The organism is Streptomyces sp. NPDC088124, assembly GCF_040685895.1.
GTDB lineage: Bacteria > Actinomycetota > Actinomycetes > Streptomycetales > Streptomycetaceae > Streptomyces.
In genome coordinates this window covers 75,642-89,254 of the sequence record NZ_JBFBJB010000015.1, presented here as the reverse complement: position 1 = coordinate 89,254, position 13,613 = coordinate 75,642, and the positions used below count along the sequence as shown (strand labels likewise).

The window sequence follows — 13,613 nt, the reverse complement described above, 5'->3', positions numbered from 1 at the left end:
CGTCAGCGGGCGCCGCCCGGGCTCACATCGAGCGCATCCGGTTCATCTCGACGGTCTGCTGGGCGATGACCTCGTTGGCCATCTCCCCGATCAGGATGTTGTTCCCTTCGGAGACCGCCTCGGTCGCCATCGTGACCGCGCCCTGATGGTGAGTGATCATCAGCTTCAGGAACAGCTCGTCGAACGCCGCGCCCTTCGCCGCACGCAACTGCGTGAGCTGGGCCTCGGTGGCCATGCCGGGCATCATCGCGTGGTCATGGCTGTTCTGCTCCTTGGCCCCGCCGTTGTTCTTCAGCCACGCCTCCATGGCGCCGATCTCCGGCTCCTGCGCGGCGGAGATCCGTGACGCGAGCCGCTTCACCTGCGTCGAGGAGGCCCGTTCCGGGACGAGCGCGGTCATGTCCAGCGCCTGGCTGTGGTGGACGATCATCATCTGCGCGTAGGTGAAGTCGGCCGCGTTGGGGGTGTCGTCGGGCACGGCCTTCTTCGCCTCCTCGGGGGAGAGCGTCCTGGCCGGTTCCCCCGGTTTCCCGGGCGCCACCACGCCAGGACCCTGCGCCGCCTTCGTCTCCGCGGCCTTGTCGTCCCCCGAGTCGCAGGCTCCCAGGGCGAGTACGGCGACGGCCACCGCCGCCGCGACGGCGGACCGACGGGTACGCGGATTCCGGTGGCGGATCAACACAGTGACCTCCTACAGCGCAGGGGCGGGACTGAACATGTTCCTAACACGCTTCCGCGTGCGAGTGATCAAAAACTTTCATTACGTCTCTGTTGCCATCTGTTGAGATGTACATGAGAAGGACGATACTGCCGAGGTCCGAGACCCGTTCCACTCTGGACGGAGACAAGGGAGGACGCAGTGACCTCGTTGCACACCACTCGCGTGCGGCGCAGACGTCTGGGCGTGGCAGCAGCCGCGGCCGGGCTCTTCGCGACGCTGCTGACCGCAGGGCCGGCGCTCGCCACACCCGACCCCGGTGACGCCCCGGCCAAGGAGAAGGTTTCCAAGAGCCAGGCCGCCGAGGTGAAGGAGGCCATCGCGCAAGGGGACATACCCGGCGTGGACGAAGTCGTCCACAGCTCCAACATCACGCATGTGGCCAATGTCCCGAAGGACTTGATCACGGGGACCAACTCGGATCTCGCCTTCCAGGGCAAGTACGCCTTCGCGGGGAACTACGACGGTTTCCGGATCTTCGACATCAGCAACCCGAAGTCCCCCAAGACCGTCGCGCAGGTGCTCTGCCCCGGATCGCAGAACGACATCTCGGTCTCCGGCAACCTGCTCTTCCTCTCGACCGACTCCTCCCGCAGCGACAACTCCTGCAACAGCGTCGCGCAGTCGGCGACGGTCAAGGAGTCCTGGGAGGGCATGAAGATCTTCGACATCAGCGACAAGCGGAACCCCAAGTACGTCGCCGCGGTCGAGACGGCGTGCGGCTCGCACACCCACACGCTGGTGCCGAAGAAGAAGGACGTCTACGTCTACGTCTCGTCGTACTCGCCGAGCACGTCCTTCCCGGACTGCCAGCCGCCGCACGACGGCATCTCCATCATCAAGGTGCCGCGCAAGGCACCCCAGAAGGCCGAACTCCTCAAGTTCGAGGTGTTGTTCCCGGAGGGCGGCAACCCCGGAGCGCCCACCAACCCGGGCGTCTCGTCGACCACCGGCTGCCATGACATCACCGTGCTGCCCTCGAAGGACCTGGCCGCCGGTGCCTGCATGGGCGACGGCATCCTGATGGACATCAAGAACCCGGAACGCCCCAGGGTGATCGACCAGGTCCAGGACAACGTGAACTTCGCGTTCTGGCACTCGGCCACGTTCAACCAGAAGGCGAACAAGGTCATCTTCACCGATGAGCTGGGCGGCGGTGGCGCCGCCACCTGCAACGAGGCGATCGGTCCGAACCGGGGTGCCGACGGCATCTACGACATCGTCGGCAAGGGCGACCAGCGCAAGCTGGTCTTCCGCAGCTACTTCAAGATCCCCCGGCTCCAGGCCGACACCGAGAACTGCGTCGCCCACAACGGCTCGCTGATCCCGGTCAAGGGCCGCGACATCATGGTCCAGTCCTGGTACCAGGGCGGCGTCTCCGTCTGGGACTTCACCAACTCCTCGCAGCCGAAGGAGATCGCGTACTTCGAGCGCGGTCCGATCTCGGCCGAGACGCTGGTGGGCGGCGGCACCTGGTCGTCGTACTACTACAACGGCTACATCTACTCGAACGACATGGTCAAGGGCTTCGACGTGCTGAAGCTCGACGACCGCCTGACCGATCCCGCGAAGCGGGTGCGGATGGACGAGCTGAACGTCCAGACGCAGCCCGACTACTTCGCCGACTTCGACCACTGAGGGACGATGTCCTGAGACGTTCCGCCGGGCGGCCTCACGCCCGGCGGAACCCGACCCGGGGTCTGTCGTCCGGGTCCGGCCGGGCTCGCCCGCCCGCGGTGACATCAGCCGCCGGGCGCGGCGGGCGCTCCCTGATCCGGCCGGGCCCATACGGCGGACCCCGACCCCCAGTCGAGGCCGTAGCGGTCGAACAGCTCGGCCCGCAGCCGGGGGAGCGGCATCGGCGCCCCCGGCATCAGTGCCGCGAAGACCGCGCCCATCAGCAGGGCCCGCAGCATCGGATAGTCGGTGTCCGGATCCGCCGACCCGTACCGCTCCACCGTCTCGCGCAGCAGCCCCGCCAGCCGCTGCTGCTCAAAGCACTGTACGAACCCCTCCGCCTGCAGGATGCCGGCCATGTGGGCGCGCATCAGGACAGGACTCTCCACCGTGAGACCGAGGATCGCGTCGATCGCCCGCGCCATCAGCTCCCGGCCGTCCTCCGTGGCCGGTTCGCGCTCCAGTGCGGCGGCGAGCGTGCGGTGCATCAGCCGGTGCACGGCGGACTGGAACAGTTGGCGCTTGCCCGGGAAGTAGTACGAGATGAGCCCGCGCGCGCAACCGGCCCGGTCCGCGATGTCCGCCAGCTTCGTCGCCTCGTAACCGCGCTCGGCCACCAGCTCCACCGTGGCCTGCAACAGCCGCTCCCGGGAGCGCCGGCGCAGCTCCTCATTGACCGACGCGCTCCGCGGGGACATGCTTGACTCCTGCGTTGACTGGCTCTAAGCCAGTATACTCGGGGCGTCCCGTCAAGGGCCTTCCGGGCCGACGCACGGGGCTGCCGCAGGGCTTGGGCGACGCGGGGGATCGCCCAAGCCCTGCGGTGAGCATGGATGCGCGGGTCTCGTCATCTCTGATCGCCTCTGAGTACTTCTGACTTGCACTCATGCTGAGTCAATGCTGATGGGGCCACCGGGCCCGTGCCCACCTCCTGCTGTGTGCGATGCGCCGGACGTCTTGTCACGGGAAAGGGCGGCGGAAAGCATCCGCCGCCCTTTCCTTACCGGTCGTCATGGCCCGGGCGCGGTTTCGGATACGGCTACCACCGGTACCAGCGCGACCTGCCCCCGCTGGGGCCGGTGCTCCGCGCGACAAATCCGAGCAGCCACAGGACCAGTACAGCCAGGGCGATCCACCAGAGAACCTTCACAGCGAACCCCGCCCCGAAAAGAATCAGGGCGAGAAGCAGTACCAGAAGCAGCGGAATCATTTCAGTACCTCCTGAAGAATCGGATGCCCCGAATTCCCGGTGACACGCGGCCTTTCCGATGCGCGTGACGGAACGGCCGCGCCGGCCGGGGCGCGTTCCGGGCCGTACGGCTGTCCGCGCGGTCAGGACGGGGGGATCCGGCCGCGCCAGGCGCCGCTCTCGTCGCCGCGCTCCTCGATGAACTGCTTGAAGCGCCGCAGGTCACCCTTGGCCCGGCGGTCGATGATGCCGACCATGTCGGCGGCCTTGTCCGCCATCCCCGTGGGCTCGACGATCATGGCGAGATGGACCCGCGTGCGGGTCTCGTCCAGCCGCTGGAAGCTGACGACGCCGTCCTGCTTCACATCCCCGGACACAGTGCGCCAGGCGACCCGCTCGTCCGGGAGCTGATCGACGATTTCCGTGTCGAACTCCCGGCGGGCCCCTGCGACACTGGTGATCCAGTGGTTGTGGCGGCTGTCGATCTGTGTGATCTGCTCCACGCCCTCCATGAAATTCGGGAATTCCTCGAATTGCGTCCACTGGTTGTACGCGGTGTGGACCGGGACCTGTACGTCCACCGAATCCGTGATCGTGCTCATCAGGTGTCTCCTTTCGATATAAGGATTCCTGGGTCGACTTGCCGTTGCGCGGGGATCGAAACACCGGCTTCGCGCGCCATCCGCCTCGGACGCGGCTCGGGCGGGCGTCACCGTGGACCACCGGGGCGCCCATTTCGAGGTGGACAACGCCAAGCTGTGGGACCTCCCGGACGAGCCGCCGTCCGGTCCGTGGGGCCGTGGCCGGTCAACTCGGAGCTGCCGAACCCCGCGGCGTTCGCCGGAGCCACCGGCCACGTCCGTCCGGAGGGCATCGCCGAGGCCGGTCCGTGCGGCGGCGACCCGGACCCGGTCCCGGCCGGGTCGGATCAGGTCCAGTCGGCCCACTCCATCAGGGACCGGCTCGGATGTCGTCAGATCTGGACGGCCAGAGTGAAGGAGTGCCCCGCCGGGTCCGAGTAGAGCCGGGTGTCCCGCGGTCCGCCGTTGTCCTTGGTGTCCAGTGGCCGGGCGCCGAGAGCGATCAGCTCGCGCTCCGCCTCGTCGATCTCCTCCCGGGACACCATGATCCGCAGATGGGCCTGCTGGGAGCTCTCGGGCCGCGGCCAGCTCGCCGGCGCGTAGCCGTGGTCCCGCCTGACGGCGATGCGGACCCCGTCATGGCCGATGATCTCCAACAGGTCGGGATCCGCGCCCACGCGGGTCTCGGCGCCGAGGAAGGACGAGTAGAACTCCGCCAGTTCGGCGGGTTCGGCACAGTCGAGGACAAGAACACTGGTCTTCGTGACGGTCATGCAATCGCGGCTACCCCAGGTCATCGTTCACACACGTGGTGTCGTCCTCCATCCGGCCGTTCCCGCGTCCGGTCAGGCGGGGCGGCCGTTGGGTGTGATGGTGATGTGCGGGAAGTTCACCCGGGGCGCTCGTTCTTGCGGTAGAGGTCGATGGCGAGGGCGACGGCGGCGTGGGTGGCGGGGTGGGGGTCCTGCCGGCGCCAGACGAGGTGGACAGGGACCGGTTCGGCGTCGCGCAGAGGGCGGTAGATGATGCCGTCACGGCGGTACTGCGCGGCGGTGGCCTCGGGGGTGACGCCGATACAGCGGCCGGAGGCGATGGCGGCGAGCCAGTCGTCGATGTCGTGGACGTACTCGACGGCGGGCCGTTCGCCTTCGGGCCACAGGTTCACGGCGGTGGTGCCGGTGCGGCGGTCGAGGGCGAGGGTGCGCGTGGCGACCTCGTCCAGGCGGATGCCGCGTCGGCGGGCCCACCGGTCGTCGGAGGCAAGGGCCAGATAGCGGTGCTCGTGGCCGACGAGTGCGTGTGACCAGGGCCTGAGGTCGAGTGGGGTGCGGATGACGGCGAGGTCGCACAGTCCTTCTACCAGCCCGCCGGTGGAAGAATTGTGGCGAATGAGCCGGAGTTCGGTTTCGGGGTGGTCGTGGTGCCATCGGCGCTGGAATTCGGTGGTGTGACGGCCGAAGGCGGACCAGGCGTGACCGATGTGCAGGCGGCTGTGGCCGGCTGTGGCTTCGGCGACGAGCTCGTCGGCGCCGGCGAGCAGAGGGCGTGCGCGGGCGAGGATCTGCACGCCGGCCGTGGTGGGAGCGACCGTCCGGCTGGTGCGGTGCAGCAGCCGCGTCCCGAGGACCTTTTCCAGGGCGAGCAGGTTCCGGGAGACGGCGGCCTGGGAGATGCCCAGTTCGAGTGCCGCGTCCGTGAAGCTGCCGGTGTCGACGATGGCGACCAGGCAGCGCAGGTGCCTCAGCTCCAGTCCTGTGGAGTTCCTTCGGCGTCCGTCCATACGCTCAGCGTATCGATAGCGCTGTGGATGCATTTTGCGCATCCGTGTGGAGGTCGCACGGTGAGGACATGGTGCTGAAGACCTCGCAGGACGCCGGGCAGGCCCTCGCCGCCGACGGCGGCACACCGGGCCGGGGCGGGAACCGCCGGGCCGGTGTGGCGTTGATGCTGGGCAGCGGGCTGTCCAACCAGGCCGGAGCGGCGGTGGCGGCGCTGGCATTCCCGGTGATCGGCCCGGCGGGGGTGGTCGCGATCCGCCAGTGGGTGGCCGCCGGAGTGCTGTGGGCGGTCGGCAGACCGCGCCTGCGGTCCTTCACCGCGGCGCAGTGGCGGCCGGTGCTGGGGCTGGCGCTGGTGTTCGCCGTGATGAACCTGTCCCTGTACACGGCCATCGACCGCGTCGGGCTCGGGCTGGCCGTCACGCTGGAGTTTCTCGGCCCGCTGACGGTGGCACTGGCCGGCTCCCGCCGCCGGATCGATGCCCTGTGCGCGCTGGCGGCCGCGGCCGCCGTCGTGGTGCTCACCCGCCCCTCTCCGTCCACCGACTACCTGGGCATCGGCCTGGCACTGCTGGCCGCGGCGTGCTGGGGCTGCTACATCGTGCTCAACCGCACCGTCGGCCGGCGCCTGCCCGGCCTGGAGGGCTCGGCCGCCGCCGCGGCCGTCTCCGGCGCCCTCTACGTCCCCGTCGGCGCCCTGATGCTCTGGCGGCATCCCCCCACCCCGGCCGCCCTCGCCTGCGCGCTGGCGGCCGGAGTGCTGTCATCGGCGGTGCCGTTCCTTGCCGACCTGCTCGCGCTACGGCGTGTCCCGGCACATTTCTTCGGGGTGTTCATGAGTGTCAACCCGGTCTTCGCCGCGCTGGTCGGCTTCATCGTGCTCCACCAGCACCTTGATGCGGCCGCGTGGGCCGCCATCTCCGTGATCGTCGGCGCCAACGCCGTGGCCGTCACGGCGGCCTCCCGCAACGGCCGGGGACGGTCGACGTCCGCCCCCGCGGTCCCGTTCTGAAGTGACCGGTTTACGGCACTGGGTGGACGCCCTTCTCATGTCTCGGCGGGGCGGCGCGCAGTTCGTGGGTCACGGAGTCCCCGCACGGGCTGCGCCTATGGGTTATCGGTCAATCACTAACCGAGAGGTGAGGGTGAATATGACATCTGTGGAAGACGACGACAACCGCCGCGTCGCCGCCCAGCACGCCGTGGCCGAGCACCTGCGCCTCACCGCGGCGGGACGCATCGACGAATGGGTGGCGCTCTTCGCCCCGGACGCGGTGCTTGAGTTCCCGTTCGCGCCGGCCGGTGTGTCCCGACGGGTGACGGGGCGGGACGCGTTGGTCGCGCACATGAGCAACTTTCCCGAGACCTTCGACGTGGACTTCGTCGACCTGGTGTTCCACGAGACCGTCGATCCGAGTCTCGTGATCGCCGAATTCCGCTCCACGGGCACTGCGTTGCCGACGGGCAAGCCGTACGAGCAGAGGTGCATCTCCGTCGTCCGGACCGATGACAACGCGCTCATCACCCACTACCTGGACTACTGGAACCCGCTGGTGGCGATCGAGGCACTCACGCCACCGGAGGCGCCGTCCGACGCCGGCCTCGGTGCGGCTTTCGGAAGCTGAGGGAGCCGTGCCTGACGGACATCCAGGGGGAGCTGGAACTCGACGAGCCGGTGGTGTCCTCAAGCGCGCGCACGCGCTGAACCTGCCGACCGGAAATTGCGTAGACCGCGGTGGGGCGCGGCGTGAGATCGTCGCCTTGGTCGGAATCAACAGCATAGGTGGGACGGTGAGCGGTGGCCGGCTCGGACATGACCCGTGACCTGCAAGCCAAGGAGACCTCGTCCGACCCGCCACTGTGGACGGCGGATTTCCGGCTGTTCTTCACCGCCCGCACCACTTCCTTGCTGGGCGACACGATGCTCCCCGTCGCGATCACGGCCGCCGTGATCCAGGCAGGGTACGGGGCGAGTGGCGTGGGCTATGCGCTCGCCGCGCTCGTGGCGCCGTTCGCGGCGTTGATCATCTTTGGCGGGGTCATGTCGGACCGCTTCGGCGCTCGGCGTCTGATGGTCGTCTCGGACACAGCCAGGCTGTGCTCTCAGGGAGTGCTCGCGCTGCTGTTCCTGCTCGGTACGCCGCAGTTGGGGCAGATCCTGGTGCTGCTGGCCCTGATCGGGGCGGGCGGCGCAGTCTTCCAGCCGGGAGTCGCCAGCATCACCCCGCTCATCGCCCAGGACGTACAGAAGGCCAACGCCACCCTCCGTATCTCGGAGTCCGTCGCCGTCGTCATCGGACCGTCTCTGGCCGGCCTGCTGCTGGCGGTCTCCTCTCCCGCGGCGGTGGTCGCTCTCGACGCTTTGACCTATGCGGCCAGCGGCGCCTGCCTCCTGCTGCTTCGCTCGGTCCCGATGGGCCCGGCCGAGCGGGACGGCGAATCGTCGTTCCGGGCCGATCTCGTCGAGGGCTGGCAGGAATTCCGCGCCAGGACCTGGCTGTGGAGCGTCATCGTCGTCTTCATGCTCTGGCAGCTCGCCGGGGCCGGCCCCGCCATGACCCTCGGGAACAGCACGCTCGTCACCGACTACGGAGCATCGGTGTTCGGTCTGGTCATGTCGTCCCTCGGAGCGGGAAGTGTGCTGGGCGGGCTCGTCGCGATCAGGCTTCGCCCGCGGTATCCGCTCCGGGCCGGCGCCCTCTCCATGGTCCTCTGGGCGTTCATGCCGTTGGGTGTCGCTCTCGCCCTTCCCGCGCCGCTCATCGCCGTGTGTTACGGGGTGAGCGGTGTGGGTATGGCGTTCTGGATCGTCATGTTCCACACGAGCGTGCAGACCCACATCCCGCAGAATGTCCTCGGCAGGGTGCATGCGTACGACGCGGCCGGCTCGCTGGTGATGAAGCCGGTCGGGCAGGCGGTGGCCGGGCCGCTCGCGGCCGTCGCGGGGGCCGTGCCGCTGCTGTCCGTCTCCGCGTCCATGGCGCTCGTCGCCTGCGTACTGCTGCTGGCGATCCCGGCCGTGCGGGGCCTGAAGAGCGTGGAGCGTTAGACAACTCCTGGCGCTTCAGCGGTACTTGGCGGTCGCGGCCTGCCGACTGTGATCGACCCGCCCACGGCGCAGCCGGTGACGGCCACCGCGACGGCAACAGCCACGGTGACCGCGCCCGCTCCGAGCCTCGTTCAGCCTTCGGTCGGTGACCATGGGGACGAATCCCGCACCCGCCATGCCCGGCTACAGGCCACGGTCAAGGCCGAGGAGCGTGCGGCTGCGCTCCCACAACTCCGCCGCCTCGGGAGCTTTCTTCACCAGGCGAATTCTGTTCTTCTCGTAGTAGCTGCCGGGTTCCCAGTCGACCTCGGGCCTGGAGGTCGCGAACCATGTCAGTTGATTCGCCGCCCTTTCCGGGGATTTGAAAAAGAGCCGAGGAAGTGGTGTCCGGAACAGCGTCCCGACGATGCTTCGGCCGGTGCTGTACTTCGTGCAGAGGATCAACCCCAGTTTCGCGTCGCAGGTGCCTCGTTGGTCTCCTAGCCTGCCGCACTCGACCTGCCCCATGCGCTGGTCGAGTGGGTCACCATGCTCATCGTCACCCGCGAGGGTGACCGCCGTTGCAAGCTCCCGCCGCATCAACGCGCGCTCGTCGGTCCGGTGTACCTGTGCCGGCACGACACCCTGGTCCAGATCTCCGCCGGCTTCGGCATCTCGGTCGGCACTGCCCACGCCAACACCGCTGCGGTGATCGACCTCCTGGCCACCCGGGCGCCCGGTCCACTCAAGGTCCTGCGCGAGCACGGACCGGAGTACGTACCGCTGTCCCTGGGGTTGCAACAGCCGCCGGATGCCCATAAACGTGCAGGCCAGAGTGCGATCACTCCCTGAGCGGGGCAGAACCCGGCGTACAGCCCGACTCGTCTGCCGCCACCAACGGCTTCGCCTCAAGAAGGGGCTCTTCGCCGTACCCGTCATCCTCGCCTCGCTCCTGATGCGGGCGTGACATCCGAAGGCTCTCTCCGAACCGACGGCGTGTTTTCGGGGCTGGTGTACACGCAGGTACCGAAGTCGCTCCACCCCGGCTGGAGCTCATCCCAGTCACCATGGTCGAGTAGCCGGTGTCGGCTTTGCTCAGGGTCACACCGCCGTCCTTCTGACGGCCGATGTACTCCACGTAGCCTCCGTCTCCGGCAGACTGGAACACGTGCAGCTCGGCGCGCCCGTCCTGGTCCTCGTCGGTCGCACGCACCGCGGCGACGAAGAACGAGACGTGAACGCGGATGGTGCCGCTCCGGCTGCCACTCAGGTCCCGGGCGAGCGGTCCGTAGCGCACCTCATGCACGAGCAGGTTGGAGCGGGGGCTGTCCCCGATGTCCTCCTGACTGCGGAACAACGCCAGATCGAGATAGCCGTCGCCGTCGAAGTCGCCGAACGTGCCCCTGGTCTCCAGGTCCGACGTCAGCAGGCCACGGGCCTTCTGCCATACGCCGAGAGCCTCGCCGACATCGACCTCGATACGGTCATCGGCCCGGCCGAAGAGGACGGAACCCCTTCCCGAGCGGTCGGGGTCGTGTATCTCGTCCAGCCGCCGTCCGCGTCCACGTCGGCGGTCAGGCTGGTGTTGTCGGTGTCGGAGCACACCGCAGTCGGTGCGTGATCACCGGGCTCGGGCCCGGAACAGAGGGCGAGCGTCGTGGCGACCGTGGCCAGAGCGGCTCCCGTGCCGATGACGAGCCGCCTTCGCCCGCGTGTGTACAGTCGTTTCAGCCGGGCGGCGAACACACTGCTGACACCGCCCTGTTGTGGACTCACGGGTTCCGCCATGGCGGGATTCTAGTAGTGTCCTGTGCCAGAAGTTGATCGTCAGTGAGCGTTTTCGGCGCTGCCTCTCCAGGGCGAGGACGGTCTCGGCGACTGACGTCATGCGGTTGGCACTGATCCGGGACCTTCGGAAGATCCGCCAGGACTTCAGCAGTGCCATGCCCCGTTCGACGGGCGCCCGGGACGTGGCCAGTGCCCGGTTGACCGTTCGCCGTGTCGGGGACGGCTGCCCGCCGGGCGGGTGGTGACCCAAGGGCCGGCGCCCTGGTAGGCGCGGTAAAGGCTCGCCTCAACATGCTCGCCTGCCCGGCCTCGCCACCCCGTGCGGCCTTCTTCTGCACCGATCGGTTCGAAAGTGCTACAGTCCTCTCCGTGTCGATCGGTACCGATCGGTACTTAAGTGTGCGGTGGTGTGGCCGCCCGTGCGCTGCCGCTCCGTGGCAGGCGAACGTGACGAAAGCCCGTGAAACGCGAGGGAGTTCCGCAGATGAGCCCCAACAAGTCCGACGATCCCGAGTTCTCCCGCCGACTTGGCAGACGCTCCGTGCTCGGCATCACCGCGGGTGCCGGCGCCGCGGCCCTGCTCGGTCCGACGGCCGGCCCCGCCGCGGGCGTCCAGAGGGGCCGTAAGCCACGTGCGCCGAGGGTCAGGGGTTTCGCAAGCCGCTTCGCCGAGGTCAACGGCACGCGGCTGCACTATGTCGTCGGAGGCCAGGGCGACCCCCTGGTGCTGCTTCCCGGGTGGCCACGCACCTGGTACCAATTCCACAAGATCATGCCGCCACTGGCGCGGCACTACCAGGTGATTGCCCCGGACCTGCGTGGCATGGGCGACTCCGACAAGCCCGCGGGCGGGTATGACAAGAAGACCATGGCCCGAGACATCTACGAGTTGCTTCGAGCCCTCGGACACAGCCGGGCCTATATAGCGGGCGAGGACATCGGGTCGATGGTGGCGCACAGCTTCGCCGCGAACCACCCCGAAGCGACCCGGAAGGTCGCCCTGTGGGAGGCCGGGCATCCTACCGAGGTGTTCAACGAGATGCGCATGCTGCCCCAGCCGGGCCGGCCGGCACCGTGGTGGTTCGCGTTCAATCAGCTCGACCAGTTGCCCGAGCAACTCCTCGAAGGGCGATTCCGCTTCATCATCGACTGGCTGATCGGCCTTCAGGGCGGGGACCCCGAAGCCTTCAGCGAGGAGGCCCGAGCCATCTACGCCGCCGCGTACAACACGCCGGACGCGATCCGCGGGGGGAACGGCTGGTACCAGACCTTCCAGCAGGACATCGCCGATCTGAGGGATTACCCGGTACTGACCATGCCCCTGCTCGGAATAGGGGGGAAGTACTACGAGCTCCTTCTCGCACAGATGGAGGGATTGGCGGCGGACGCACGCTACGTGGAGTTGAAGGGGGCGGGGCACTACCTCGCCGAGGAACGCCCCGACGACATCGTGCGGGAACTCACCGCTTTCTTCGCGTGAACCCCGGACCGTGGCGGGCGTGATCACGGTCGCGCTCGGCCCGGTGCCGCTCCTCACCCTCACGGCCATTCGCGCCACCCGCGCCGAAGCCAAGGCTGTGAGAGTGTCGAGCGGGTGCTGCTCCGGGGGGCGAAGGTGCTGCGCCGTTGGTGGGAAGCGTGAGGCGTTCCGGCTGCGTCCGGTGACGGGGTGCGACGGGCTGGGGTTGTATCCGTCGGATGGACCACATCACGTTCCTCGTCGCCGTAGTGATCCTGACCGCTCTGGCATTCGACTTCACCAACGGCTTCCATGACACGGCGAACGCGATGGCGACCTCGGTCGCTACGGGGGCGCTGCGCCCCAGGTACGCCGTTCTGGTCAGTGGCGTGCTCAATCTCGCGGGTGCGTTTCTGTCGACCGAGGTGGCCAGGACGATTTCCGGCGGCATCGTCAGCGACAGTGTGGTCACGCCCGGCATGGTGTTCGCCGGGTTGATCGGTGCGATTCTGTGGAATCTGGCGACCTGGCTGCTGGGGCTGCCGTCCAGTTCCTCGCATGCTCTCTTCGGCGGGCTGATCGGTGCCGTGTGGGTGGGCGTCGGAGAGGCGGGGATCCATTTCGACGTGGTGATCGACAAGATCGTCCTTCCGGCACTCGTCTCTCCGCTGGTGGCGGGGGTCGCGGCGCTGCTGTCCACGTGTTTCGCCTACCGGGTGACCGCCCGGGGCCGGGCGACCTCGGTCGACCGCGGTTACCGGCTCGGTCAGATCGCCTCCGCCTCGCTGGTGTCCCTGGCCCACGGCACCAATGACGCTCAGAAGACCATGGGTGTCATCACGCTCACCCTGATCTCCGTCGGCGCGCTCGCCCCCGGCTCGGGGCCGCCACTCTGGGTCATCGGGTCCGCCGGTCTGACGATCGCCCTCGGTACCTTTCTCGGCGGGTGGAGGATCATAAGGACCATGGGCAGGGGCCTCACCGACATCAGGGCCCCGCAGGGCTTCGCCGCGGAATCGTCCTCCGCGACAGTGATTCTGACCTCGGCCCACCTGGGCTTCGCCCTGTCCACCACGCAGGTCTGCTCCGGTGCGATCCTCGGCGCCGGGCTGGGCCGCAGACTCGCCAAAGTGCGGTGGGGGATCGTCGCGCGTATTGCCATCGCCTGGTGTGTCACCCTGCCCGCCGCCGCGGCCGTCGGCGCGCTCGCCGCGCTCCTGATCGTCCACGGCGGCACGGCCGGCACCGTACTGGTCGCCCTGGTCGCGGCCGCCGCGGCGACGTTCATCGTGGCGGTTTCCCGCCGGCACCCGGTCACCTCGCGCAATGTGAACGACGCGCACACGGTGGATCTGCGCTCGGACACCGTCCGAGCGAAGGTCTGAGAGGGCGGAC

At 68.5% G+C, this 13,613-nt stretch carries 14 protein-coding genes and 3 pseudogenes; 8 read left to right on the top strand and 9 right to left on the bottom strand.

Translation table 11 applies throughout. The features are described from left to right. Positions 1-22: 22 nt before the first annotated feature. Complete coding sequence (locus tag AB0P17_RS14760; protein ID WP_365810929.1) at positions 23-682, bottom strand: DUF305 domain-containing protein; 660 nt, start codon at positions 680-682, stop codon at positions 23-25. A gap of 177 nt (positions 683-859) precedes the next feature. Here AB0P17_RS14760 and AB0P17_RS14755 point away from each other — a divergent pair, with 177 nt between their 5' ends. Beyond that, the gene (locus AB0P17_RS14755; RefSeq protein ID WP_365810928.1) at positions 860-2,356 is read left to right on the top strand and encodes a hypothetical protein; all 1,497 of its coding nucleotides are present in this window, start codon (positions 860-862) and stop codon (positions 2,354-2,356) included. Positions 2,357-2,460: 104 nt separating this feature from the next. Here the strand turns inward: AB0P17_RS14755 and AB0P17_RS14750 are convergent, their stop codons facing one another. The 3 genes from AB0P17_RS14750 to AB0P17_RS14740 form a co-directional block, all read right to left on the bottom strand. Then, entirely contained in the window at positions 2,461-3,093 is a 633-nt protein-coding gene (locus AB0P17_RS14750; RefSeq protein ID WP_365810926.1) for a helix-turn-helix domain-containing protein, read from the bottom strand. A gap of 341 nt (positions 3,094-3,434) precedes the next feature. Beyond that, positions 3,435-3,605 (bottom strand): hydrophobic protein, encoded by a 171-nt coding sequence (locus AB0P17_RS14745; RefSeq protein ID WP_365810924.1) that lies wholly within the window; start codon positions 3,603-3,605, stop codon positions 3,435-3,437. A 122-nt stretch (positions 3,606-3,727) separates the two neighbouring features. Beyond that, the gene (locus AB0P17_RS14740) at positions 3,728-4,186 is read right to left on the bottom strand and encodes an SRPBCC family protein (RefSeq protein WP_365810922.1); all 459 of its coding nucleotides are present in this window, start codon (positions 4,184-4,186) and stop codon (positions 3,728-3,730) included. A 100-nt stretch (positions 4,187-4,286) separates the two neighbouring features. On the opposite strand from AB0P17_RS14740, the pseudogene AB0P17_RS14735 reads away from it, so the two are divergent. Then, a pseudogene (locus AB0P17_RS14735) lies at positions 4,287-4,486 on the top strand (hypothetical protein); the annotation flags it as partial. Positions 4,487-4,557: 71 nt separating this feature from the next. Here AB0P17_RS14735 and AB0P17_RS14730 read toward each other — a convergent pair. After that, complete coding sequence (locus AB0P17_RS14730) at positions 4,558-4,938, bottom strand: VOC family protein (RefSeq protein ID WP_365810920.1); 381 nt, start codon at positions 4,936-4,938, stop codon at positions 4,558-4,560. A 116-nt stretch (positions 4,939-5,054) separates the two neighbouring features. Continuing rightward, entirely contained in the window at positions 5,055-5,945 is an 891-nt protein-coding gene (locus AB0P17_RS14725; protein ID WP_365810918.1) for a LysR family transcriptional regulator, read from the bottom strand. A gap of 68 nt (positions 5,946-6,013) precedes the next feature. Here AB0P17_RS14725 and AB0P17_RS14720 point away from each other — a divergent pair, with 68 nt between their 5' ends. The 3 genes from AB0P17_RS14720 (at position 6,014) to AB0P17_RS14710 (ending at position 8,992) form a co-directional block, all read left to right on the top strand. After that, a complete protein-coding gene (locus AB0P17_RS14720) occupies positions 6,014-6,955 on the top strand; it encodes an EamA family transporter (RefSeq protein ID WP_365810916.1) in 942 nt (313 codons plus the stop codon). Between the two features lie 139 nt (positions 6,956-7,094). After that, positions 7,095-7,568 carry a nuclear transport factor 2 family protein gene (locus AB0P17_RS14715; protein WP_365810914.1) on the top strand — a complete coding sequence of 158 codons (474 nt, stop codon included), beginning with the start codon at positions 7,095-7,097 and terminating at the stop codon, positions 7,566-7,568. A 188-nt stretch (positions 7,569-7,756) separates the two neighbouring features. After that, positions 7,757-8,992 (top strand): MFS transporter, encoded by a 1,236-nt coding sequence (locus tag AB0P17_RS14710; RefSeq protein ID WP_365810912.1) that lies wholly within the window; start codon positions 7,757-7,759, stop codon positions 8,990-8,992. 183 nt (positions 8,993-9,175) lie between these two features. Here AB0P17_RS14710 and AB0P17_RS14705 read toward each other — a convergent pair whose 3' ends face one another. Continuing rightward, positions 9,176-9,499, bottom strand: a complete 324-nt coding sequence (locus tag AB0P17_RS14705; protein ID WP_365810911.1) for a hypothetical protein — start codon at positions 9,497-9,499, stop codon at positions 9,176-9,178. A gap of 21 nt (positions 9,500-9,520) precedes the next feature. Between AB0P17_RS14705 and AB0P17_RS14700 the strand changes: the two are divergent. Further along, a pseudogene (locus AB0P17_RS14700) lies at positions 9,521-9,757 on the top strand (transposase family protein); the annotation flags it as partial. Positions 9,758-9,812: 55 nt separating this feature from the next. Here AB0P17_RS14700 and AB0P17_RS14695 read toward each other — a convergent pair. Both AB0P17_RS14695 and AB0P17_RS14690 read right to left on the bottom strand, forming a co-directional pair. Further along, positions 9,813-10,574 (bottom strand): hypothetical protein, encoded by a 762-nt coding sequence (locus tag AB0P17_RS14695; RefSeq protein WP_365810909.1) that lies wholly within the window; start codon positions 10,572-10,574, stop codon positions 9,813-9,815. Between the two features lie 240 nt (positions 10,575-10,814). After that, a pseudogene (locus AB0P17_RS14690) lies at positions 10,815-11,032 on the bottom strand (transposase family protein); the annotation flags it as partial. Positions 11,033-11,243: 211 nt separating this feature from the next. Here AB0P17_RS14690 and AB0P17_RS14685 point away from each other — a divergent pair. Further along, entirely contained in the window at positions 11,244-12,239 is a 996-nt protein-coding gene (locus AB0P17_RS14685) for an alpha/beta hydrolase (RefSeq protein WP_365810907.1), read from the top strand. A gap of 218 nt (positions 12,240-12,457) precedes the next feature. Then, positions 12,458-13,603 (top strand): inorganic phosphate transporter, encoded by a 1,146-nt coding sequence (locus AB0P17_RS14680; protein WP_365810905.1) that lies wholly within the window; start codon positions 12,458-12,460, stop codon positions 13,601-13,603. The last annotated feature ends 10 nt before the right edge of the window (positions 13,604-13,613 follow it).